This window comes from Bradyrhizobium sp. 149, assembly GCF_023073915.1.
Lineage (GTDB): Bacteria > Pseudomonadota > Alphaproteobacteria > Rhizobiales > Xanthobacteraceae > Bradyrhizobium.
Window position 1 is genome coordinate 1,039,228 of record NZ_JADPKK010000022.1, and the last position, 21,387, is coordinate 1,060,614.

The following is a 21,387-nucleotide window of genomic DNA, read 5'->3' on the forward strand; positions in this document are numbered from 1 at the left end:
ACTGCTCGTTATTGCGCGTTTTACCCGCGACCGACGACCCGGCGTATCGCCGGCATCAACGCCGCGCCCAGCGCGTTCTTGACCAGCGACGCCGCAATGAACGGCATCAGCCCGACCTGCCACGCCTTCGCGGCGCCCAGGCCGAGGCCGAAGGCCAGCCAGCCAAAGCCGGCGGCCAGAATGAGGATGTGGCCGACGGCCATGGCCGCAAACAGCCGCACCACGCTGCGATCCCAGCCGCGCTCCGCGAGCCAGCCGGTGACGAAGGCGGCGCCAATGAAGCCGAACAGATAGCCCGCGGTCGACCCGACCAGCGGTGCAATTCCACCGACCGGGCCGGCGAACACCGGCAGGCCCATCGCGCCCTCAGCGAGGTAGGCGATCATGGTTGCGCTGCCAAGCCGCCAGCCATAGGCGGCACCAATCATCAACACCACCAGCGTCTGCAATGTCATGGGCACGTAAGGCAGCGGCAGGTTCACCTTGGCTGACAGCGCCATCAAAGCGGTGCCGAGCGCAATCAGCACGACAGCGCGCAAGGCGCCGACGGTTTCACCCGGCCGGATCGGCCACATCAATGCGGCGAGAGGAGAATGCGGCGTGGCGACGGACGGGAGGGAACGGTCGGGCAAGATGAACTCCGCAGGGCTGTTTTCGAAACGGATGTTTTCGAAGAACGGCTGTCGAAAACTCGCGGCTATTTAAGCCAGTCAGCGATCCGGTCAACTGCTTCCCGCATCTCCTCAGCCGAACGCGCATAAGAAAGCCGTATGAATGAACGACCATGGACGGGATCGAAGTCGAGGCCGGGCGTGACCGCGACATGGGCCTGCTCCAGCATCTGCTTGGCGAACTCGAAACTGTCGGCGGTGAAGTCCGAGACGTCCGCATAGAGATAGAAGGCGCCGTCGGCCGGCAGGAACCTGGTCAGGCCGGCCTTGGGCAATCCCTCGATCAGGATGCGCCGGTTTTCCTGATAGCCATGCTTGATCTCCTCCATCTCGGCCGCGCCGTCGAAGGCGGCTTCGGCTGCGATCTGCGACAGCGACGGCACCGAGATCGACAGGTTCTGCTGGAGCCGTTCGATCGGCCGCACCAGGATCTCGGGCACGACCATCCAGCCGACGCGCCACCCCGTCATGCAGAAATACTTCGAGAACGAGTTGATCACGAGCGCGTGGTCCGACAGCGCCGCCGCCGTCACCGCCGGAAACGCGTAGTCGAGTCCGTGATAGATCTCGTCCGAGATGAAACGGATGCCCGCGTCTTCCGCCGCCGCGATCAGCCCAGCGAGCGCCTCGCGGGACATCATCGTCCCGGTCGGATTGGCGGGGCTACCGACCAGCACGCCCTTCAGCGGCGCCTTGCGATGGGCGGCCAGCAGCGCCTCGCCGGTCAGCGCATGGCGCGTCTCGTTGGTGGTCTCGATCAGCACCGGCTCGCAGCCGAGCGCGGACAGGATATGACGGTAGGGCGGATAACCCGGCACGGTCACGGCGACGCGGTCGCCCGGCTCGAACATTGCCAGGAAAGCCAGAATGAACCCGCCGGAGGAGCCGGTGGTCACCACGATCCGCTCGGGGCTGACGTCACAGCCATAGGCATCGCGATAGTGCCGCGCGATGCGCTCGCGCAGGCTGGGGATGCCGAGCGCGGAGGTATAATCGATCCGCCCTGCCTCAAGCGCCGCATGGGCGGCCGCAATCGCGGTCTTTGGCGCGCCGGCGGCGGGCTGGCCCACCTCCATGTGGATGACATGGCCCCCGGCCGCCTCGATTCGAGCCGCCGCGGCCATGACATCCATCACCATGAACGGGGGAACATCGCTGCGGTGGGAGGGCTCGAGCCACTGCCCCAACCGGTTCCTCAATGTCGCATCGTGCATCGATTTCTGCTATTCGCTGGCGGACCGGTCCGTCCGGCCCGGGAACGGGGTGCTTGCGCCCCAGACTGGCCGCATTGTACGGCTCATAAGGGGCACGGCTCTTGAGGGGTATGGCTCAAAGGGCATATCGCGTATCCGGGCCGCCGCCAATCGCCAAAACCAATCACGAAACTGCTTGACCAAAACTGCTTGACCAAGACCGTTTGACCCAGACCGCTTGATGTTGCTCCCGATCGCATTGCGCAAGAAGGCCACCGCCCTCACCTCCCTCGTGGCGGCGGCTGCGATCGCGCTGACGCCGTTCTCGGCCGCACGTGCGCAGGCCAAGGGGCCGCCGGTCCTGCGCGACACCGAGACCGAGCAGTTGCTGCGCGAATACACGCGCCCGATCCTGCGCGTCGCCGGTCTGGAAAAGCAGAACATCCAGATGGTGATCGTCAACGAGGGCTCGTTCAACGCGTTCGTCGCGGACGGACGCCGCATCTTCGTCAACTACGGCGCGATCCTGCAGTCGGAGACGCCGAACCAGATCATCGGCGTGCTCGCGCACGAGACCGGGCATCTGGCCGGTGGTCATTTGTCCAAGCTGCGCGAACAGCTTGCCAACGCCCAGACCCAGATGATCATCGCGATGCTGCTCGGCGCCGGCGCGATGGCCGTGGGCAGCACCCGCGGCAGCGGCAGCGCCGGCAACAATGGCCTTGCCAATGCTGGAGCCGCCGCCATCGCCGGCCCGCAGGAGATGATCCGTCGTACGCTGCTGTCCTACCAGCGCCAGCAGGAGGAGAACGCCGACCGCGCCGGCGTGAAATTCCTGACTGCGACCCAGCAATCGCCGAAGGGCATGTACGAGACTTTCAAGCGCTTCACCAGCGAGAGCCTGTTCGCTGCACGCGGCGCCGATCCCTATCTGCAGTCGCACCCGATGCCCGCCGAGCGCGTCGCTTCACTCCAGGAGTTCGCCAGCGCCAGCCCTTATTGGGACAAGAAGGACGATGCCGCGCTCCAGCTCCGCCATGACATGGTCCGCGCCAAGATCTCCGCCTTCATGGAGCGGCCGGAGACGGTGTACCGCCGCTATCCCCTGACCAACGACAGCATGCCGGCGCGCTATGCCCGCGCCATCAGCACCTATCTGCACGGGGATTTGCGCAGCGCGCTCGCCCAGATCGACGCGCTGATTCAGGTCCAGCCCAACAATGCGTATTTTTACGAGGTGCGCGGCCAGGCCCTGCTGGAGGGTGGCAAGCCGGCCGAGGCGATCCCTGCCCTGCGCAAGGCTGTCGCACTTTCGAACAATGCGCCCCTCATCGAGATGTTACTTGGGCAGGCTCTGGTTGGGTCCGATAATAAGGCCTACACCGATGATGCCGTTCGGATTCTCCGGGCCGCGGTGGCACGGGAACCGGAGGCTGCGCTCGGCTACATGCAGCTCGCGATGGCCTATGGCCGGAAGGGCGACTATGCCGAGGCGGATCTGGCGTCGGCACAGGCCGCTTATCTGCGCGGCGACAACAAGACCGCCCGCGAGCTTGCGACGCGCGCGAAAACCCGTTTCGCCGTCGGCACGCCTGGGTGGGTCAAGGCCGATGACATCGTGGCGTCAAAATCGCCGCGCAACTAGCGCGACCAAGACTAACGTGATCAAGACCAACTCGACCAAGACGACGCCTTGCGCCACGACGTCACGACAACGAGCCTAAGTCCGCCGGGACGTTTTCCGAAACCTGCTTTGGATAAGAGGATTTGCCTATGCCTTCGCTGCGCCTGCTTGCTCCCGCGCTGTTTGCGCTCGCCATGTTCGGCGCGGCCGCGCCCGCGTCGGCCGACAGCTTCTCCGATGCTCAGCGCACCGACATCGAGGCGATCATCAAGAACTATCTCGTCACCCATCCCGAGGTGCTCGAGGAAGCGATGACCGAGCTCACCAAGCGCCAGGCTACGGCCGAGACGCAGAAGCACGAGGCCAGCATCGCGCAGAATTCCGACGCGATCTTCAACTCGCCGCGCCAGGTCGTGCTCGGCAACAAGGACGGCGACGTCACCTTCGTCGAGTTCTTCGACTACAATTGCGGCTACTGCAAGCGCGCGATGGACGACATGCTCACCCTCATGAAGGCCGATCCGAAGCTGAAGGTGGTGCTGAAGGAGTTTCCGGTGCTGAGCCAGGGCTCGGTCGAAGCAGCCCAGGTCGCCGTCGCCGTGCGCATGCAGGATCCCTCCGGCAAGAAATATCTCGATTTCCATCAGAAGCTGCTCGGCGGTCGTGGCGCGGCCGACAAGGCGCGCGCGCTTCAGGCGGCCAAGGAAGCCGGCCTCGACACCGCCAAGATCGAGAAGGACATCGGCAGCGCCGAGGTGCGCAGCACCATCGAGGAGAACTTCAAGCTCGCCGAAGCCATGGGCATGAACGGCACGCCGAGCTACGTGATCGGCAAGCAGATCGTTGTCGGCGCCGTCGGTGTCGAAAGCCTCAAGGAAAAGATCGGCATCGCCCGCTGCGGCAAGGCGACTTGTTAAAAGGCGACTTGCTGATCTGGCATTTACAACGACACGATGAGACAAGGCCGGCTGATGAGCCGGCCTTTTTTGTTTGCACTGCTTTCATCGCGAACGTGGCGCGAATCCGACGTACGCATTCATCTCGCGTTTAGGAAACAAATGCCGCGGAACCCCCGATGTTCCGGAACAACTCAAATCTCCTTTCGTTGTCGGCGCGGGCAATGACGCAAAGAAACACGTGAGGAGAATTCCATGTCTAACCGCTTTATGATCTCGGTTGCCGCACTCGCGCTCGTCGCGGGCACCGGTCTGGCAAACGCACAGGGCACCACGAACCGCGAGAGCGGTGGCGGCGCCGGCGGTGCGCAGATGCAGCATTCGCAGCCTTCCGGCGGCGGTGCCGACCGCGGCGGCTCGATGGGCCGCGAATCCTCCGGCGCCGAGAAGGGCACCGTTGGCCAGGCGGGCGGCTCCAGCAGCATGAAGTCCGGCACGTCTGCCGAGGACAAGTCCTCCGGCGCGACCAAGGACGAGCACTCCGGCGGAGCGATGAACAAGAACGCGGCTGAGGACAAGGCCGGCGCCACCAAGGGCCAGCGCACCGACGAACGCGCGCAGGGTCAGCAGGACAAGTCCCAGCAGGACAAGTCCAAGAGCATGAGCCAGGACACCAGCAAGTCCGGCCAGAAGGACAAGGACCAGAAGGCTGAGGGCAGCAAGAGCGGCACCTCGACCAACAACGCCGACAGCCGTCAGGGCACCGGCACGAGCACCAACCAGAATGCGCAGGGCCAGACCGGCACCAGCACCAACCAGAACGCCCAGGGTCAGGGTACAACCTCGACCACGGTCGGCCAGGCCGGCGCGGCTGCGAAACTTTCGACCGAGCAGCGCACGCAGATTACCTCCGTGATCCGCGAGGAGCGCGTGCGGCCCGTGACCAACGTCAACTTCTCGATCTCGGTCGGTACCCGCGTGCCGCGCGAGGGCATCGAGTTTCACGCCCTGCCGTCCCGCGTCGCCACCATCTATCCGGAGTGGCGGAGCTACAAGTACGTCCTGGTGCAGCAGCAGATCGTGATCGTCGATCCCAACACCTATGAGATCGTCGCCGTTCTCGACGTCTAAGCCAAACCGGCAGTAACCTCGGAGGGCGGGCAGCGATGCCCGCCCTTTGCGTTAGGCCGGCAGCCATGCTTCGGACTGGTTAACAAGCAATTTCCGCAGCTTCCGCACAGGTTTTTGCACCCCGGATGAGGTATCTGAAGCCGCCTCCGAGGTCCTTCAAGGCTTCCCCTGCGCCACTTTGTTACCTATAACCCCCGCCACGCCGAAGCACCTCTTGCGGGATTGGAATGGCCGAACCAGCAACCGACACGATCCTTGTCCTGAACGGGCCGAACCTCAACATGTTGGGGACGCGCGAGCCCGAGAAATACGGACATGCGACGCTGGCCGACGTCGAGGCGCTGTGCCGGGAGAGCGCGGCGACGTTCGGTCTCAAGGCCGACTGCCGGCAGTCCAATCGAGAGGGCGAGCTGATCGACTTCATCCACGAGGCCTACGCCCGCAAGATGAAGGGCATCATCATCAATGCCGGCGGCTATTCGCACACGTCGATCGCGCTGCACGACGCGCTGCTCGCGGTGCAGATCCCGACGGTCGAAGTGCACGTGACCAACATCCATGCCCGCGAGAATTTCCGTCACCACTCCTATACCGCGCGCGCAGCCTTCGCCTCGCTCTGCGGTTTCGGCATCGAGGGCTACCGCCTCGCCATCCAGGGCCTTGCCGCCAAGCTCGGCATCAAGCCCAAAGCCTGACGCTCCCCCTTCACACAGAACATTCGGATCAAACAACATGGCGCGCCAGCCAGACGACAAAGCAGCCGCAAAGTTTTCCAGCGAGGATTCCGCCCTCGTCCGCGAGCTCGCTTTGCTGCTTGACGAGACCAGCCTCACCGAGATCGAGATCGAGCGTGCCGGCCTGCGCCTGCGCGTCGCCCGCAACATCAGCGTCGCCGCGACCATGCCGATGCAGATGGCGGCCCCCCCCGCCGCTGTCCAGGCTGCCGCAGCTGCCGCCGTGCCAGCCGCCGCCGACCTGTCGAAGCACCCCGGCGCGGTGACCTCGCCGATGGTCGGCACCGCCTATTGGGCGCCGGAGCCCGGCGCCAAGCCGTTCATCGAGGTCGGCAGCAAGGTCTCGGTCGGCCAGACGCTGCTGATCATCGAAGCCATGAAGACCATGAACCAGATCCCCTCGACGCGCGCTGGCACGGTGACGCAGATCCTGGTCGAGGACGGCCAGCCGGTCGAGTACGGCGAGCCGCTCGTGATCATTGAGTGACGGACGAGGGCGGCCATCACCGCCCTCGCCAATTCCCGCGCGTCAGTCCTTAAGGACACCATGTTCGACAAGATCCTCATAGCCAATCGCGGCGAGATCGCCCTTCGCATCCTCAGGGCCTGCAAGGAGCTCGGGATCGCGACCGTCGCCGTGCACTCCACCGCCGACGCCGATGCCATGCATGTGCGCCTGTCGGACGAGAGCGTGTGCATCGGGCCACCGGCGTCCAAGGACAGCTATCTCAACGTGCCCGCGCTGCTCGCGGCCTGCGAGATCACCGGCGCCGACGCCGTGCATCCCGGCTACGGTTTCCTGTCGGAGAACGCGCGCTTCGCGGAAATCCTCGCCGAGCACAATCTGCATTTCATCGGCCCGAAGGCCGAGCACATCCGCCTGATGGGCGACAAGATCGAGGCCAAGAGGACTGCCAAGAAGCTCGGCATTCCCGTGGTGCCCGGCTCCGACGGAGGGGTCGGCCCCAACGACGACGCAATGGCGATCGCCAAAAAGATCGGCTTCCCCGTGCTGGTCAAGGCCGCTGCCGGCGGCGGCGGCCGCGGCATGAAGGTGGCCGAGAGCGAGGCCGATCTTCAGGTTGCGCTATCGACGGCCGCCAACGAGGCCAAGTCCGCGTTCGGCGATGCTTCCGTCTACCTCGAAAAATATCTCCAGAAGCCGCGCCACATCGAGATCCAGATCCTCGGCGACGGCCGCGGCGGCGCGATCCATCTTGGCGAACGCGACTGCTCGCTGCAACGACGCCACCAGAAGGTCTGGGAGGAAGGCCCCTCGCCGGTGCTGACCGCAGCTGCACGCGCCAAGATCGGCGAGACCTGCGCCAAGGCGATGCGCGAGATGAAATATCTCGGCGTCGGCACCATCGAATTCCTGTTCGAGGACGGCGAGTTCTACTTCATCGAGATGAACACCCGCATCCAGGTCGAGCATCCCGTCACCGAGAGCATCACCGACATCGACCTCGTGCTGGAGCAGATCCGCATCGCCGCCGGCGGCGATCTGCCGGCGAGGCAGGAAGAGGTCCAGGTCATCGGCCACGCGATCGAGTGCCGCATCAACGCCGAAAATCCGCAGACCTTTCGTCCGTCGCCCGGCCGCATCACGCAATATCACCCGCCGGGGGGGCTCGGGGTGCGGATCGATTCCGCGGTCTATCAGGGCTACACGATCCCGCCTTATTACGACTCGCTCGTCGGCAAGCTGATCGTGCACGGCAAGACCCGTGGCGAGTGCTTGATGCGGCTGCGCCGGGCGCTGGACGAGATGGTGGTCGAGGGCATCGAGACCACCCTGCCGCTGTTCCGCGCGCTGGTGCGCGAAGACGACATCATCAACGGCGACTACCACATCCACTGGCTGGAACAATATCTCGCGGGCAAGGCGGAACCCGCCCCGAGGTAATCGTCCCTGCCGTTGGAACCCTTTGGCCCCAATCGCGTTCGGGACGATGGGGACAGTTCCGAGGGGGCGTTTTGAATTCCGCCAAGCCTGATCGAGCGAGACCGTCGTGACCGCTGAGGCGCAGCGACGGCGTAGATTTTGGCAGATCCTGCTGTTCGCAGCGGGGCTCGTGGTGCTGACCGTGATCAGTGCCGGCTCCGTCTACCTCGTCAACAAGGCGAGAGACGACAGCAAATGGGTGATTCACACCATTGAGGCCGAGAACCAGATCAACGCCCTCCTGCTGGAAATCCGGCGAGCCGAGAGCGCCGCCCGCGGCTATCTTCTGACACAAGGGGAGGATTTCAAGGTTGACCACGACATGGCCGTGGCGGCCATCATCCCGGCTCTCGACAGGCTCACGCGCCTGATCGGCGACAATCCGGCGCAACGCCAAAGCATCGAGAAGCTGAGCACGGCGATCGAGACCCGGCTCGGCCAGTTCGTGCAGGAGATGGATTTCATTCGCCAGGGTGAGCCGGAGAAGGCCGCAGCGCTGGTCCGCGAGATCGCCTCCGCGGACGCCACGGCCGCGATCGCCAAAGTCGCGACGGAGATGATTCAGGAAGAAGAACGGCTGTTCCGGCTCCGAACGGTAAATTCGGACCGCAGCCAGACACTCGCCGCCTCGATGACCGGCATTGGCTCCGGCCTCGTCGTGCTGCTGGCGCTGATCTCGATCTGGCTGGTGCGGCGCTCGGCGCAGGGCCGTGACGACGCCGAGGTGCGCCTGCGTGACGCCAATGTCAATCTGGAGGCCGTGGTCGACGAACGCACGGCCGATCTGCGCGAAGCCAACAACGAGATCCAGCGCTTTGCCTATATCGTGAGCCACGATCTGCGCTCGCCACTCGTCAACATCATGGGCTTCACCAGCGAACTCGAAGAGCTCGGCGGCGACATTTTCCGCCGTATCGGCAGCCTCACGCATGTCCCGGCCGACGGGCCGCCGCTGCCGGACGGCGGAATCGCGCTCGAAGGTCCCGACAAGCAGCTTTCAGAGGATTTTTCCGAAGCGCTGGGCTTCATCAAATCGTCGATCGCCAAGATGGACCGCCTGATCTCGGCGATCCTCAATCTCACCCGCGAGGGTCGGCGCGCGTTCCAGCCGGAAAAGATCGACACCCGCGAGCTGATCGAAGCGATCGTGTCAACGCTGGCACATCAGGCCGCCGAAGCGCAGGCTGAGATCCACGTTGCCCCCTTGCCGGATCTGGTCAGCGACCGCCTGGCGCTGGAGCAGATCTTCTCCAATCTGATCGACAACGCCATCAAATATCTCAAGCCCGGCGCCCCCGGCGAGATCAGAATCCGCGGGCGCACCAAGCTTGGCTACGCTATCTTCGAGATCAGCGACAACGGCCGCGGGATCGATCCGAAGGATCACCAGCGGATATTCGACCTGTTTCGCCGCGCGGGAACCCAGGACAAGCCCGGTCAGGGCATCGGTCTTGCGCATGTACGTGCACTTGTGCGTCGCCTCGGCGGCACCATGTCGGTATCATCGGAACTGAATCACGGCAGTACCTTCACCATCACGTTGCCCATCACCTGGAACGCCAGCAACCGGAACGTGGATCAATGACTCAACCGGTCAGCATCATCATGATCGAGGACGACGAGGGACACGCGCGGCTGATCGAGCGGAACATCCGCCGATCCGGCGTCAACAACGAGATTATCTCCTTCGCCAATGGCACCGACGCGATGAAGCACCTGTTCGGGCCCGACGGCAGCGGACTGGTGCAGAAGGGCAATGCGCTCCTGATCCTGCTCGATCTCAACCTGCCCGACATGACCGGGATCGACATCCTGAAGCAGATCAAGGAAAACAAATACCTGAAGGCCTCACCCGTGGTGGTGCTGACCACCACCGACGATTCCCAGGAAATCAAGCGCTGCTACGAGCTCGGCTGCAACGTCTACATCACCAAGCCCGTGAACTACGAGAGTTTCGCCAATGCCATCCGGCAGCTCGGCTTGTTCTTCTCGGTCATCCAGGTCCCGCCCGCCGCCCCATGAACCAGCGCATGCCCACACTGCTCTACATCGACGATGACGGGGCGCTGGCGCGCCTGGTCGACCGCGGCCTGACACGGCGCGGCTACAAGGTCGTTCACGCCGCGAGCGGCGAGGAAGGCCTCGAGCTGATCCGCCGCGCTGGGAGGACCGGCGGCATCGACGTCGTGGCGCTCGACCAGTACATGCCCGGTCTCGACGGGCTGGAGACGCTGGAGCAGATCATGGCGATCGCAGATGCACCGCCGGTGGTCTTCGTCACGGCGTCGCAGGATTCCAGCATTGCGGTGACGGCGCTGAAAGCGGGGGCGGCCGATTATCTCGTCAAGGACGTCAAGGGCGACTTCATCCCCCTGCTTCACGTCGCGGCTGAGGGCGCGCTGCGCCAAGCTGAATTGCAGAAGGCGCGCGAGGAAGCCGAAGCCGAGATCCATGCCTCGCGCGACCGCTACGCAGCGCTCGCTGCCGAACGCGAGCTGCTGCTGCGCGAGGTCAACCACCGCGTCGGCAACTCGCTCCAGATCATCGCCTCGCTGCTGCATCTGCAGGCAAGCTCCGCCGCGCAAGACGAGGTCAAAGCTGCGTTGACCAATGCGATGGGCCGCGTCGCCGCGGTCGCGCAGGTGCACCGCCGCCTCTACACCTCGCAGGATCTGAAGAGCGTGGTGCTGAACCAGTATCTGGACTCGCTGCTCGAGGATCTCCGCCGCTCGGCCGAGGGCAACCGGATGTCGCGTCTGACGCTGAAGGCCGAACCGATCGAGATCGATCCGGACCGTGCGGTCGCCGTCGGCATCATCGTCAACGAGCTGGTGATGAACGCGGTGAAATACGCCTATCCTGACGGCGCCGGCCCGATCCATGTCGAGCTGACCTCACACGGCGACGATCTCCTGCTGACGATCACCGACGACGGGGTCGGCGACAACGTCAAGGCGGATCCGCGCTCCACCGGCATGGGCCAGCGCATCGTCGCAGCCATGGCCGCCAAGCTCGACGCTTCGGTGGAGCGCGACACCACCCATTCCGGAACCCGCATCATGTTGCGGTTCCGCCGTGTGCCAGCTGCCGCGGGCAAGCCGAATGCTGCCGCAGCGAACTGATCCGCACCGCCCATCGCAACCGCATTGCGATCCTGCTATTGTGGCGAGCCATGACTTCGCGCGACTCTGCCCCGTCTGAAATCACGCCAGCCGTGCTGCTGCGCGCCTATGCCTGCGGCATCTTTCCGATGGCCGAAAGCGCCGACGATCCGTCCCTGTTCTGGGTCGAGCCGGAGTTGCGCGGGGTCATCCCGCTCGACGGATTTCGCGTAGCCGCCCGGCTGGCGCGCACCGTGCGTTCGGATTCATTCCGCGTGACCGTCAATACCGCCTTCAAGGCCACGATCGCCGGCTGCGCCGCGCCGCAGGCGGGGCGCGAGGACACCTGGATCAACAAGCGCATCCGCGACCTCTATGGCGGCCTGCACGAGCTCGGCCATTGCCACAGCGTCGAAGCTTGGCAGGGCGAGGACCTCGTCGGCGGGCTTTACGGCGTCAGCCTGGGGCGGGCCTTTTTCGGCGAGAGCATGTTTCACACTGCGCGCGATGCCTCAAAGGTCGCGCTGGTGCATCTGGTCGCGCGGCTCATCCATGGCGGCTTCGAGCTGCTCGACACCCAATACGTCACCGAGCACCTGAAGAGTTTTGGCGCGGCCGAGATTTCGCGGCGGCGCTACACCGCGCTGCTCGACAAGGCGCTCGCGGGCGAGCCCGGCGATTTCCTGAAGCTCTCTGCTGGTGAAGCGATCCCGGGCGCACGCGCGCTCGAGATCATCGCCTCACGGCAATAATCAGGGATATTACCGGCCGAACCCGGGGGGATTTGGCCTAGCGGCCAAACCCCGGGATACCGAACAGACCCGGCCGCTGCTCGGGCGGCGGAGGTGGCGGCGGTGCCGGTTGCTGCTGCTGGATCGGCGGCAATGGCTGCGGCGGACGCTGCTGCACGGCCTGCTTGGGCGCGGCCTTCTTCTGCGCGGGCGGCGGCGGCGCGGCCGGCCTGGTGCCGGGATCCGGTGCCGCGGTCGCGATGGTCTGCTGCGGCTCCTTGCAGTCGGTGAGCCAGATATCGTAGATCGGGTGCTCGACGCCGTGCAGGCCCGGACTTGCCGCATACATCCAGCCTGAGAAGATGCGCTTCACCTCACCCTGCAAGGTGATCTCGTCGACCTCGACGAAGGCGTCGGTGTTGGTGGCCTCCGTCGCTGGCCGCGTGTAGCAGGCGTTGGTTTTGACCCGTAACGCGCCGAACTGCACGGTCTCGCCGATCTCCTCGTCGAAATTGATGATGCGCCCGGTGATCTTGTCGAGGCCGGAGAAGGTCGCCTTCTTGTTCACGATCTTCTGGGCCGGCGGCTCTGTGACGACCTCGTCACCGGGCTGAAGGCTCGCCGGCGTCTGCGGGACAGTGCCGCCCTTCTGTTGCGGCTGGCGCTGACCGGGCGCACCCGGCTGCGGAGTGCCCTGCGGATTCGGCGGAGCGACCGCCGCGGACGGCGGCTGGTTTGGCGGAGCGACGCTAGAACCGGGCGGCGGCGCCAGCGGTTGGGTCTCGACCGGCCCCGGCATCACATTGCCCTGCCGGCCGGGCGGCGGCGGCGCCATTGGGCGCGAGGGCAGCACACGGCCCTGCGGCGGCAGCTCCGGCACCTCCTCATCGTCATCAGGGATCTGGGGCTGCGGCTGCGGCTGGCCGCGCGGAATGTTGCCGGGCGGCCGCAGCGGCGGCGGATCGGAAAAGATCGTGCCGATCTGCGCCTGCGCCGGTGTCGCAACCGTCAGTGCGGTGGCGGCCAGAAGCGCCGCAAGACCTGTCAGGGTAAATGTTCGAAACATCTCGCGCGGCTTCAACAGCGAATCGGGCTTGCTGGCATTCTACAGGGGATACCGCCGCTCGCAGGCCATCCGGTTAACACGGCGAATACGGCGGGGGAAGGGCGGCATCCCTGCCCTTCCCGGCCCGGTCTGGCCAGATCGGCCCCCGGATGGGATAGTCGAACACCCTTTCTAGGGGTTCGAGGCGGCCATCGCCCCCGAAAACGACGTTCAACCATAACTAAAACCCGGAGGTGGCCCCATGCCCGTTGTGCTCGATCCCGATGCCGCCGCCGTCTACAAGGCCTTCCAGGAGGCCGACCGCCCCGCCTACGAGACCCTGACTGCACCGGAAGCGCGCGCCTATTACGCGCAGGCGCGCTTTGCGACCAATCCCGAGCCACCGGAACTCGCGCGCGTCACGCCGCTGTCGATCCCGGCGCCGCACGGCGCCATTCCGGCGCGCCTCTACGTTCCGAAACAGCCGCGCCGGCATGACGGCTTGTCGCCCGCGCTGGTGTTCTTCCATGGCGGCGGCTGGGTAATCGGCGATCTCGACTCCCATGACGTCGTCTGCCGCCAGCTCGCCGACGCCGGCGCGCTGCTCGTGATCTCGGTCGACTACCGCCTCGCGCCCGAGCACAAATTTCCCGCCGCCACCGATGACGCGATCGCCGCGACCAAATGGGTCGCCGCCAACGCTCGCGAGCTCGGCATCGACGCCTTCGGGCTTTCGATCGGCGGCGACAGCGCCGGCGGCAATCTCGCCGCGGTCGTCGCGCTTGCCGCGCGTGACGGCGACGGTCCTGCGATCGCGGGGCAGTTGCTGATCTACCCCGCCGTCGATTTCGCCATGACGCACGGCTCTCACCGCGAGCCCGAGACCAGCGTGCTGCTGACGCATTCGGTGATCCGCTGGTTTAGCGACCATTATCTCAACGGCGCCGCCGATATCGACGACTGGCGCGCCTCGCCGGCACGCGCGGAAAACCTTGCCGGCCTGCCGCCGGCCTATGTGCTGACCGCCGGCGCCGATCCGCTGCGCGACGAAGGCGACGAATATGCCGATCGCCTCAAGCAGGCCGGTGTACCCGTCACTTACAAGCACTATCCCGGCCAGTTCCACGGCTTCCTCACCATGGGCAAATTGTTGCGAGAGGCCAATGTTGCCGTAAGCGAGATCGGCGCGTGGTTGAAGGGATTGGGCTGACGCCGCCGTCCCGCATGTCATCCGCCTTTCAAACCGTTGCCGCCCTCCCCCTGCGCGGGCTGACATGGCTCGGCGGCCAGGGCACCCGCGCGGTGGCCGCCGTCGTGTTCATTGCCGCTGCGGTCCCGCCGCTCGGCGTTCTGCTCCGCCCCTACGTCACGGAGGCGATCTTCGTTCTGCTCTGCATCTCCTTCATGCGGGTCGACCTCGCCGCGATCACCAGCCATTTGCGCCGGCCGGCGCTGGTCGCGACCGCGACTGCCTGGACCATGATCGGCGTGCCTGTGATCGTCGGGCTGATCGTGCATGTCACAGGACTCACCGCACGCTCGCCCGGCCTTGCCCTGGCCCTGATGCTCCAGAGCATGGCCTCGCCGATGATGGCCTCACCGGCGCTGGCCGCACTGATGGGTCTCGATGCCACGCTTGTGCTGATCACGCTGGTGAGCGCGACCGCGCTCGTGCCCTTCACAGCGTCGCTGTTCGCAAGCCTCTTCCTCGAGGGCATGCTCAGCATCTCGCCGCTTGCGCTCGGACTGAAGCTGCTCGGTATTCTTGCGGCATCGCTGCTTGCCGCGACCGTGATCCGATGGGTGTTCGGCGCGGCCGCGATCCAGCGCCACAGGCCTCCGATCGACGGCTTCAACATCATCATCCTGCTGATTTTCGCGACCGCGATTATGGGCGATGTCGCGAGCGATCTGGTATCGCAGCCGGTTTTCACCATCGGCCTCGCGCTGCTGTCCTTCGCGATCTATTTCACGCTGCTCGCAATCACCACGCTGCTGTTCCGCCGCATCGGCTATGAGCGCGCGCTGGCGCTCGGGCTGATGGTGTCACAGCGCAATCTGGGATTGATGCTGGCAGCGACCGCCGGCGCGCTGCCGCCCACCACCTGGCTCTATTTCGCGATGACGCAGTTTCCAATTCATTTGGCGCCCTACATGCTGATGCCGATCGCGCGGCGGCTGACGGCGCGCGCCAACACATCTGGCGCGGCGGCCGCGAACAGCACCAGCTAGTCGTGTATTTGTGAATCCGGGATCTCTGCTTTCGAGATGAAGTGGACGCGCGGTCCCCTGCTCGGAGTGTCCCCTGGGACTCGCGGCGGAACTCACACACAAACTGAACACGCTTTCTCGTGCAGATGACGCTCAGTAGCTCACGCGATTAATGGGTTGTTAGGAGCCTATACCGCAAATAGTTTCCGCCAACAATAACAACCATGCCGGGTTCCATTGCCCGGAGCAGATACATGAACATACCTGCTTTCCTGATCGCAACGGCTATGGGCGCAGCATTCCTTGCTGTCGAATATCGCTGGTACTACCAGCCGGACATGGTCAGCCCGGATGCGTTGATGAGCACCTTCTCCGGAGAGCACATCAAAGCTCGCGCAGCCGTCCGACATGCGCTGATCGATCCGGACTCCGCCAAATTCGGCACGTTACGTTCAGTCCTGGCAGACGGGACGCGATATGTTTGTGGCGGGGTCCAAGCAAGGGATAGGTCGGGCCATTTCATCGATGCAGCTTTCGTTTACGCTGTGGCCGTCGACTTTGCCCGCATCGACGATGGCGGTCGGATCACGCGCCAGCAGTCAGGATTTCGACCTTGCCCTGCCGAGGAGGACAAGATCGCGCAGCAGACGCCAACTCTGTCACCTGGCGTGTCGTCCCTCATCAAAACCGTGCAGAAGGTCGCCCCACAGGCCGATACGTCAGCTGCGTCAGCCCTGACAACGTTTGCGCCCTCGGGGGGTGGAGCGTCGTCCAGCGGGACAATGGAGCAACAGATCCGCGAGTTGGCCGCGCGCACTGTTCCGGCTGATTCAACAAATGGGCAGCAAGCAAGTCCGATGGTGAAACGCGATGGCGGCAAAGAGAGCGACTTGCGAGTGGATCAGCCTGCGGCCGCATGGCCCACCTTCCCTCCGGGTCACCCTTTGACGAAGCCGACCAGAACACGGACCCCTTCCGAAGCACTTGCCTTGGCGAAAGACGTCGAAGAACGCATCAAGCAAGCGGAATTGTCCGGAGACATCACGACGCGCCCTTCGTCGGACGAGATCAAGGAAGCTTGTCGCGCGCTGCTTACGATTGATCCTGCAGATCGCGAATATCGGGAAGCCTGGGCGGCTTTCTTGCAGCTGCAAAAAAGAGACCGCGACGACACCACCGCAGCGAAGCGGTCTGGCGTTGAGCCGTAGCTGACACGCGAAAGAACGTGCCGCCACCTGATGCGGCCTACTCGTGCACGGGCGGGACTTGGTTGAGGAGTTGTGAGATGGCCGTCACGACCTGTGCCGGCGCGAAGGGCTTTTGCAGAAGGATCGTGTTGGGAACGCCGAGTGACGGCCACTCATCAGCGGCGGCGCCGGTCATGTAGACGACGGGAATGTGGGGATTGAGTTCTCGTGCGCGCCTGGCAACGTCCCAGCCGGTGGCGGCGCCGGTGAGGTTCACGTCCGTGATCAAGGCGTGATATTTGGTTTCTTCGCTCTGGAGAAGCGTGAGCGCTTCTTCCCCGGATGAAGCAAGCTCCGGCTGGAAGCCACCTTCGGCCAGTGCCTCTTCTACGATTGTCTGAATAAGCGGATCATCTTCCACAACCATGATGACAAGCAACTCAGTGTTCACCGCTCACCTCCCATCCACTTCGGCATGGAGGACATCAAGCCGGAGCGGGAACTTTGGTTCCCATGTTTGTATAAAAATGCACACAAGCGGCTCCCGGGATCGGCGCGCAGCCGCCCGTCATGAGCGAACGATGGCTTCCGGCGGAACCTAACCGGCCCGTGCCGCGCGCCGGAGCGCTTGCGGCGGCTGGCCGAAGGCGCGGATGAAGGCGCGCCGCATGCGCTCGGGGTCGCCGAAGCCGGTCGCCTCCGCGACGAGCTCGATCGCCTCGCGCGAGGACTGCACGCGCTCGCGCGCGACCTCGATCCGCAAGCGCTCGATGGCCTTCGAGGGCGTCGTGCCGGTCTCGGCGGCGAAGGCGCGGGCAAAATGTCGCGCGCTCATGCCGGCGCGATCGGCGAGATCTTCCACGGTCAACCGGCTGTCCAGATTCTCGCGCGCCCAGGACAGCAGCGCGCCGAAGCGGCCGTTCGGCGTCTTCAATTCCAGCAGCGAGGAGAATTGCGACTGGCCGCCGCTGCGGCGATGATAGAGCACGAGCTGCCGCGCGGTCCCCTGCGCGATCTCCTCGCCATGATCCTCGGTGACCATCGCCAGCGCGAGGTCGATTCCCGCCGTGATGCCCGCCGACGTCCAGACATTGCCGTCGCGGGTGAAAATCTGGTCCGGCTCGAACTTCACCTTGGGATAGCGCGCGACGAAATCGCGCGTGCGGCCCCAATGCGTGGTGGCGCGGCGGCCATCGAGCAGGCCCGCTTCGGCCAGCACATAGGCGCCCGAGCAGACGCTCGCGACCCGCACGCCGCGGCGCGCCAGCCGCTGCACGAAGGCGCGCGTGATCTCGCACCGCGCGGCGTTCGTCACGCCCGCGCCGCCCGCGATGACCAGCGTTGTGATCGCATTTGCCGACTTTAAATCGCGCGCCATCATCTCCACGCCGGACGAGCTGCGCACAGGGCCTGCGTTCAGCGCCAGCACCCGGATCGCAGGCGCCTTGCCAGTGGCACGTGCCGCGATCTCGAATACCGAGATTGGGCCGGCCGCATCGAGCAACTGGAAATCCGGGAAGATCAGGATGCCGATCATGGGTCATGTCCGAAAGCGAGGGAAAAACGACATTTTGGACAGAAGGGCATCATGCCAATCTGCCGGCGTCAAGCTCATAGTTGGAGGCTCTCATGTCGTCACCGCTCCAGATCGGTCTCTTGGTATTTCCGCGCGTCACCCAGCTCGACTTCACCGGCCCCTTGCAGGTGTTCTCCTCCGTTCCCGGCGCAAAACTGCACCTGATCTGGAAGCGGATCGAGCCGGTGCCGAGCGATTCCGTGCTGACACTGACGCCGACCACGACATTCGCTGATTGTCCGCAGCTCGACGTGATCTGCGTGCCCGGCGGCGGCGGCACCAATGCTCTGCTGAACGACGAGGAGGTGCTGGATTTCCTGCGCCGGCAGGCCGAAGGCGCCAAATACGTCACCTCGGTCTGCACGGGATCGCTGGCACTCGGCGCCGCCGGCCTCTTGAAAGGCTACCGCGCCGCCACCCATTGGAGCGCGATGGAGATGCTGGGCGAGTTCGGTGCGACGCCGACCAAAACGCGCGTCTGCGTCGACCGCAACCGCATCACGGGCGGCGGCGTCACCGCAGGAATCGATTTTGCGCTGACGCTGGTGTCGATCATGGTCAATCGCACCACCGCGGAAGCGATCCAGCTTCAGCTCGAATACAATCCGGCACCACCGTTCAATGCAGGCTCGCCCGAGACGGCGCCCGCCGAGGTGCTGGCCTTGCTTAGGGAGCGTGGCGCAGCGAACCAGGCTCGCCGCTTCGAAGCGGTGAAGCGCGCGGCCGAACGGATGATGCAGCCGCGGTGACGCCCTCATGCCGGGGAGCTGGCGCGGCGCTGCTTCAGCGCTACACTGCTGACATCACGCTGGCAGGAGCCTGTCGCAACAATATGGACCGCGACTGACAGTCATGGACGCTTTCCGGTCGCGTGGGCCAGGAGGATCTGCCATGGCGCGATACCGGCTGCACTGCGTCGGAGCTTCGGGTAATTCGTTCAAGGTTGCACTATTCCTCAACTGCGCCGGCCTCGACTGGGAGCCGGTCGGCATCGACTTCGCCGGCGGTGAGACGCGCGCGCCTGACTGGCGGGCGGCAATCAACGTCATGGGCGAGGTCCCTGTCCTCGAGGCTGATGGCCAGCATATGAGCCAGTCGGGTGCGATCCTGCTGTGGCTCGCCGAGACTCACGGCGTGTTCGGTCTAAGCCGCGAGGAGACATTCGAGGCGACGCGCTGGCTGTTGTTCGACAACCACAAATTCACCTCGAGCTTTGCCCAACACCGGTTTCAGCGCTGCTTCATACCGGAGCCCGCCCATCCGGCCGTGCTCGCTTACTTGCGAGCACGGACCGAAAGCGCCTTCTCGATCGTCGACAGACACCTCTCCGATCGTCACTTCATGCTGGGCGACCGGCCGACGATCGTCGATTTCTCACTATTGGGCTATCTCTACTATCCAACCGAAGAGACGGGTTTCGACCTTGCCGCGACCTTCCCGGCCATTGACGTCTGGCGCCGGCGTGTCGCCGAGCTGCCAGGCTGGAAGCCGCCCTATGAGATGATGCCGCTCGGCAACTCACCGCCGCTCCATCTCCATCTCTGAGAAGGGAGCAAAGAGCAGGCCAACAGATCAAAGAAAAAGGCCGCCCGGTTTCCCAAGCGGCCTTTCCTGTCTTACGGCGGCTGCACATTTCATCGGGCGATTTCGGAGCTTCCAGACCGGGGGCCTATCTCCCGATCGAGTCCTGGTCGGCGGCCGCTGCATTTCGGGACAGTCGCGAACTGTTGCCCGAACCGAACGCGATGGTCTCCCATCTCCGTAAGATGGGACCATTGAGCCGCATCGCTCGCGTGCTTGCAACGCGCGCAGAGGCGTCATCCCCGCTGTTCGCGTTGTCCACAGCAAGGTGAGGCGGATGCGTGTGCATCCACTCCCACGAAGGAATCGGACGGGATCGGAAGCCTAGCCAGGCGTCCAGGGCTGATAGTCGCCGGTCGCCTTCGGCCGCTTTCCGCTGGCGAGCGTCGAGCCCGAGGGCCGGTAGGCGTTGGCCGTGCCGGTGAGATTCGGCTGGTGCGGCTTTTCCCACTCGCGCGGCTGGTAATTGTCCCGCGTCGGCGGCACGTCGACGGTGTGATGCATCCAGCCGTGCCAGGACGGCGGGATCCGGCTTGCTTCGGCATAGCCGTTATAGACCACCCAGCGCCGCTCGAAGCCGAGCACCGGATCGATCGCCCCGCCGCGGGTCCGATAATAGAGGTTGCCCTGCTCGTCCTGGCCGACCAGCTCGCCATAGCGCTTGGTCCAGAGTTGGGTGCCAAAAGTCTGGCCATTCCACCAGGTGAAGAACTTGAGGAAGAATTGTTTCATGCGGCAAGGGCCCTGCTTCGTCGGGTCCTGATGCCATCCGGACGGCGAAATGTCCAGTTCGGCGGGTGCGGCGGTGGCCCGCTGCGGATGCGGTCTCCCGGGACGGACGCTGCCGCAAATCGGACGCGATCCGTTCATGCCGGATACAGGCTCCTCATGAGAGCTTTTCCTCGCACGCAAACCGCCGTGATCCCAGGAACTACAGCCCTTTCATGGGGTTTGCTTCCGGGAAAAGGAGTTTGACCATGAAAAGCCTGAAAGTCTTGAGTGCGGTTGCAGCCGCGGCATTGGTTATTCCGCTGGCGACGCCGAGCTTCGCGCAAAGCCGTGCCGCTGTTGTCGGAGGCGGGGCACATATTGGGGGCGGCGGTGGCGGCGCCCACTTTGGCGGTGGCGGCGGAGGCGCGCGGATGGGCGGCGGCAGCTTTGGCGGCGGCGCCCGGATGGGCGGCGGCGGGGGCAATTTCGCGGCCGGCCCAGCGGTACGTCCAGGCGGTGGCAGCTTCGCAGCCGGCGCGGCTCGACCCGGGATGTCGTCTTCCTTTGGTGGTAGCCGCAGCGTCGCAACGGCCGGCAACTGGCAGGGCGGCGGTGGCAATTGGAGCGGTCGCCACTGGCATGGCGGTCACCATCGCGGCGGCGGCTTCTGGCCCGGTTTCGCGGCGGGTGCTGCGATCGGCGGCCTCGGCTCGTACGCCTATTACGGCGGCGGCTACTACAACGACCCCTACTATTACGGGGACAGCTACTATGATGAGCCGTCAGTGGCAGTGGTGGCCGATGACGGCGGCGGAGACTCGGCTGGCTACTGCGCCCAGCGCTACAGGTCCTACGACCCGGCGTCCGGCACCTATCTGGGTTATGACGGCCTGCGCCATCCTTGCCCGTAAGCACACCGACAACGCTTGAAGAGAGAGGCGTCGCAGCGATGCGGCGCCTTTTCCACATCGCGCGCGTCACCTGTTTCGTGCGCGTCGTGTTCGTCACTAGCGATGCCATGTACAACCCGATGCGAGTGGACCTCTATGC

At 64.9% G+C, this 21,387-nt stretch carries 22 protein-coding genes; 16 read left to right on the forward strand and 6 right to left on the reverse strand.

What is annotated here, in order from left to right; all coding sequences use genetic code 11:
- Positions 1 to 20: 20 nt before the first annotated feature.
- Complete coding sequence (locus IVA88_RS22585) at positions 21 to 575, reverse strand: biotin transporter BioY (RefSeq protein WP_247500390.1); 555 nt, start codon at positions 573 to 575, stop codon at positions 21 to 23.
- A 122-nt stretch (positions 576 to 697) separates the two neighbouring features.
- Positions 698 to 1,885: an aminotransferase class I/II-fold pyridoxal phosphate-dependent enzyme gene (locus IVA88_RS22590; protein ID WP_247499365.1), complete on the reverse strand. Its 1,188-nt coding sequence runs from the start codon at positions 1,883 to 1,885 to the stop codon at positions 698 to 700.
- Positions 1,886 to 2,105: 220 nt separating this feature from the next.
- On the opposite strand from IVA88_RS22590, the gene IVA88_RS22595 reads away from it, so the two are divergent.
- The 10 genes from IVA88_RS22595 to aat all read left to right on the forward strand — a co-directional run bounded on the left by IVA88_RS22595 (position 2,106) and on the right by aat (position 12,047).
- Entirely contained in the window at positions 2,106 to 3,509 is a 1,404-nt protein-coding gene (locus IVA88_RS22595) for a M48 family metalloprotease (protein ID WP_247499366.1), read from the forward strand.
- 128 nt (positions 3,510 to 3,637) lie between these two features.
- On the forward strand, positions 3,638 to 4,405 hold the full coding sequence (locus IVA88_RS22600) for a DsbA family protein (RefSeq protein ID WP_247499367.1): 768 nt from the start codon (positions 3,638 to 3,640) through the stop codon (positions 4,403 to 4,405).
- 234 nt (positions 4,406 to 4,639) lie between these two features.
- Entirely contained in the window at positions 4,640 to 5,515 is an 876-nt protein-coding gene (locus IVA88_RS22605; protein WP_247499368.1) for a DUF1236 domain-containing protein, read from the forward strand.
- A 227-nt stretch (positions 5,516 to 5,742) separates the two neighbouring features.
- Complete coding sequence (gene aroQ / locus IVA88_RS22610) at positions 5,743 to 6,210, forward strand: type II 3-dehydroquinate dehydratase (protein WP_247499369.1); 468 nt, start codon at positions 5,743 to 5,745, stop codon at positions 6,208 to 6,210.
- Between the two features lie 37 nt (positions 6,211 to 6,247).
- Entirely contained in the window at positions 6,248 to 6,736 is a 489-nt protein-coding gene (accB, locus tag IVA88_RS22615; protein ID WP_247499370.1) for an acetyl-CoA carboxylase biotin carboxyl carrier protein, read from the forward strand.
- Between the two features lie 60 nt (positions 6,737 to 6,796).
- Positions 6,797 to 8,155: an acetyl-CoA carboxylase biotin carboxylase subunit gene (accC, locus tag IVA88_RS22620; RefSeq protein WP_247499371.1), complete on the forward strand. Its 1,359-nt coding sequence runs from the start codon at positions 6,797 to 6,799 to the stop codon at positions 8,153 to 8,155.
- Between the two features lie 106 nt (positions 8,156 to 8,261).
- Positions 8,262 to 9,779 carry an ATP-binding protein gene (locus tag IVA88_RS22625; RefSeq protein WP_247499372.1) on the forward strand — a complete coding sequence of 506 codons (1,518 nt, stop codon included), beginning with the start codon at positions 8,262 to 8,264 and terminating at the stop codon, positions 9,777 to 9,779.
- Entirely contained in the window at positions 9,776 to 10,216 is a 441-nt protein-coding gene (locus IVA88_RS22630) for a response regulator (RefSeq protein ID WP_247499373.1), read from the forward strand. The genes IVA88_RS22625 and IVA88_RS22630 overlap by 4 nt, the downstream gene beginning before the upstream one ends.
- Entirely contained in the window at positions 10,213 to 11,316 is a 1,104-nt protein-coding gene (locus IVA88_RS22635; protein ID WP_247499374.1) for a histidine kinase dimerization/phosphoacceptor domain -containing protein, read from the forward strand. The genes IVA88_RS22630 and IVA88_RS22635 overlap by 4 nt, the downstream gene beginning before the upstream one ends.
- Positions 11,317 to 11,366: 50 nt before the next feature.
- Complete coding sequence (gene aat, locus IVA88_RS22640) at positions 11,367 to 12,047, forward strand: leucyl/phenylalanyl-tRNA--protein transferase (RefSeq protein WP_247499375.1); 681 nt, start codon at positions 11,367 to 11,369, stop codon at positions 12,045 to 12,047.
- Between the two features lie 37 nt (positions 12,048 to 12,084).
- On the opposite strand, the gene IVA88_RS22645 is transcribed toward aat, so the two are convergent.
- On the reverse strand, positions 12,085 to 13,092 hold the full coding sequence (locus IVA88_RS22645) for a DUF2155 domain-containing protein (protein WP_247499376.1): 1,008 nt from the start codon (positions 13,090 to 13,092) through the stop codon (positions 12,085 to 12,087).
- A gap of 241 nt (positions 13,093 to 13,333) precedes the next feature.
- Here IVA88_RS22645 and IVA88_RS22650 point away from each other — a divergent pair, with 241 nt between their 5' ends.
- The 3 genes from IVA88_RS22650 to IVA88_RS22660 all read left to right on the forward strand — a co-directional run bounded on the left by IVA88_RS22650 (position 13,334) and on the right by IVA88_RS22660 (position 16,490).
- Positions 13,334 to 14,281, forward strand: coding sequence for an alpha/beta hydrolase (locus IVA88_RS22650; RefSeq protein WP_247499377.1), 948 nt, complete (start codon positions 13,334 to 13,336; stop codon positions 14,279 to 14,281).
- A 14-nt stretch (positions 14,282 to 14,295) separates the two neighbouring features.
- On the forward strand, positions 14,296 to 15,303 hold the full coding sequence (locus IVA88_RS22655; protein WP_247500391.1) for a Na+-dependent transporter: 1,008 nt from the start codon (positions 14,296 to 14,298) through the stop codon (positions 15,301 to 15,303).
- Positions 15,304 to 15,536: 233 nt separating this feature from the next.
- On the forward strand, positions 15,537 to 16,490 hold the full coding sequence (locus IVA88_RS22660) for a hypothetical protein (protein ID WP_247499378.1): 954 nt from the start codon (positions 15,537 to 15,539) through the stop codon (positions 16,488 to 16,490).
- Between the two features lie 37 nt (positions 16,491 to 16,527).
- Here IVA88_RS22660 and IVA88_RS22665 read toward each other — a convergent pair whose 3' ends face one another.
- Entirely contained in the window at positions 16,528 to 16,896 is a 369-nt protein-coding gene (locus tag IVA88_RS22665; RefSeq protein WP_247500392.1) for a response regulator, read from the reverse strand.
- A 171-nt stretch (positions 16,897 to 17,067) separates the two neighbouring features.
- Entirely contained in the window at positions 17,068 to 18,006 is a 939-nt protein-coding gene (locus IVA88_RS22670; protein WP_247499379.1) for a GlxA family transcriptional regulator, read from the reverse strand.
- 92 nt (positions 18,007 to 18,098) lie between these two features.
- Here IVA88_RS22670 and IVA88_RS22675 point away from each other — a divergent pair, with 92 nt between their 5' ends.
- On the forward strand, positions 18,099 to 18,794 hold the full coding sequence (locus tag IVA88_RS22675; protein ID WP_247499380.1) for a DJ-1/PfpI family protein: 696 nt from the start codon (positions 18,099 to 18,101) through the stop codon (positions 18,792 to 18,794).
- 142 nt (positions 18,795 to 18,936) lie between these two features.
- A complete protein-coding gene (locus IVA88_RS22680) occupies positions 18,937 to 19,590 on the forward strand; it encodes a glutathione S-transferase (RefSeq protein ID WP_247499381.1) in 654 nt (217 codons plus the stop codon).
- Between the two features lie 360 nt (positions 19,591 to 19,950).
- Here IVA88_RS22680 and IVA88_RS22685 read toward each other — a convergent pair whose 3' ends face one another.
- The gene (locus IVA88_RS22685; protein ID WP_247499382.1) at positions 19,951 to 20,358 is read right to left on the reverse strand and encodes an NADH:ubiquinone oxidoreductase subunit NDUFA12; all 408 of its coding nucleotides are present in this window, start codon (positions 20,356 to 20,358) and stop codon (positions 19,951 to 19,953) included.
- 245 nt (positions 20,359 to 20,603) lie between these two features.
- Here IVA88_RS22685 and IVA88_RS22690 point away from each other — a divergent pair, with 245 nt between their 5' ends.
- Complete coding sequence (locus IVA88_RS22690) at positions 20,604 to 21,248, forward strand: BA14K family protein (protein ID WP_247499383.1); 645 nt, start codon at positions 20,604 to 20,606, stop codon at positions 21,246 to 21,248.
- Positions 21,249 to 21,387: the final 139 nt, after the last annotated feature.

Excerpts from the sequence above, each read along its gene's own strand:
- accB (WP_247499370.1), top strand. The coding sequence starts at position 6,248 with ATGGCGCGCCAGCCAGACGACAAAGCAGCCGCAAAGTTTTCCAGCGAG.
- IVA88_RS22605 (WP_247499368.1), top strand. The coding sequence starts at position 4,640 with ATGTCTAACCGCTTTATGATCTCGGTTGCCGCACTCGCGCTCGTCGCG.
- IVA88_RS22650 (WP_247499377.1), top strand. The coding sequence starts at position 13,334 with ATGCCCGTTGTGCTCGATCCCGATGCCGCCGCCGTCTACAAGGCCTTC.
- IVA88_RS22680 (WP_247499381.1), top strand. The coding sequence starts at position 18,937 with ATGGCGCGATACCGGCTGCACTGCGTCGGAGCTTCGGGTAATTCGTTC.
- IVA88_RS22635 (WP_247499374.1), top strand. The coding sequence starts at position 10,213 with ATGAACCAGCGCATGCCCACACTGCTCTACATCGACGATGACGGGGCG.
- IVA88_RS22670 (WP_247499379.1), bottom strand. The coding sequence starts at position 18,006 with ATGATCGGCATCCTGATCTTCCCGGATTTCCAGTTGCTCGATGCGGCC.
- IVA88_RS22690 (WP_247499383.1), top strand. The coding sequence starts at position 20,604 with ATGAAAAGCCTGAAAGTCTTGAGTGCGGTTGCAGCCGCGGCATTGGTT.
- IVA88_RS22585 (WP_247500390.1), bottom strand. The coding sequence starts at position 575 with ATGTGGCCGATCCGGCCGGGTGAAACCGTCGGCGCCTTGCGCGCTGTC.
- IVA88_RS22600 (WP_247499367.1), top strand. The coding sequence starts at position 3,638 with ATGCCTTCGCTGCGCCTGCTTGCTCCCGCGCTGTTTGCGCTCGCCATG.
- accC (WP_247499371.1), top strand. The coding sequence starts at position 6,797 with ATGTTCGACAAGATCCTCATAGCCAATCGCGGCGAGATCGCCCTTCGC.
- IVA88_RS22660 (WP_247499378.1), top strand. The coding sequence starts at position 15,537 with ATGAACATACCTGCTTTCCTGATCGCAACGGCTATGGGCGCAGCATTC.
- IVA88_RS22665 (WP_247500392.1), bottom strand. The coding sequence starts at position 16,896 with ATGGTTGTGGAAGATGATCCGCTTATTCAGACAATCGTAGAAGAGGCA.
- IVA88_RS22630 (WP_247499373.1), top strand. The coding sequence starts at position 9,776 with ATGACTCAACCGGTCAGCATCATCATGATCGAGGACGACGAGGGACAC.
- aroQ (WP_247499369.1), top strand. The coding sequence starts at position 5,743 with ATGGCCGAACCAGCAACCGACACGATCCTTGTCCTGAACGGGCCGAAC.
- IVA88_RS22645 (WP_247499376.1), bottom strand. The coding sequence starts at position 13,092 with ATGTTTCGAACATTTACCCTGACAGGTCTTGCGGCGCTTCTGGCCGCC.
- IVA88_RS22685 (WP_247499382.1), bottom strand. The coding sequence starts at position 20,358 with ATGAAACAATTCTTCCTCAAGTTCTTCACCTGGTGGAATGGCCAGACT.
- IVA88_RS22675 (WP_247499380.1), top strand. The coding sequence starts at position 18,099 with ATGTCGTCACCGCTCCAGATCGGTCTCTTGGTATTTCCGCGCGTCACC.
- IVA88_RS22595 (WP_247499366.1), top strand. The coding sequence starts at position 2,106 with ATGTTGCTCCCGATCGCATTGCGCAAGAAGGCCACCGCCCTCACCTCC.
- aat (WP_247499375.1), top strand. The coding sequence starts at position 11,367 with ATGACTTCGCGCGACTCTGCCCCGTCTGAAATCACGCCAGCCGTGCTG.
- IVA88_RS22590 (WP_247499365.1), bottom strand. The coding sequence starts at position 1,885 with ATGCACGATGCGACATTGAGGAACCGGTTGGGGCAGTGGCTCGAGCCC.
- IVA88_RS22655 (WP_247500391.1), top strand. The coding sequence starts at position 14,296 with ATGTCATCCGCCTTTCAAACCGTTGCCGCCCTCCCCCTGCGCGGGCTG.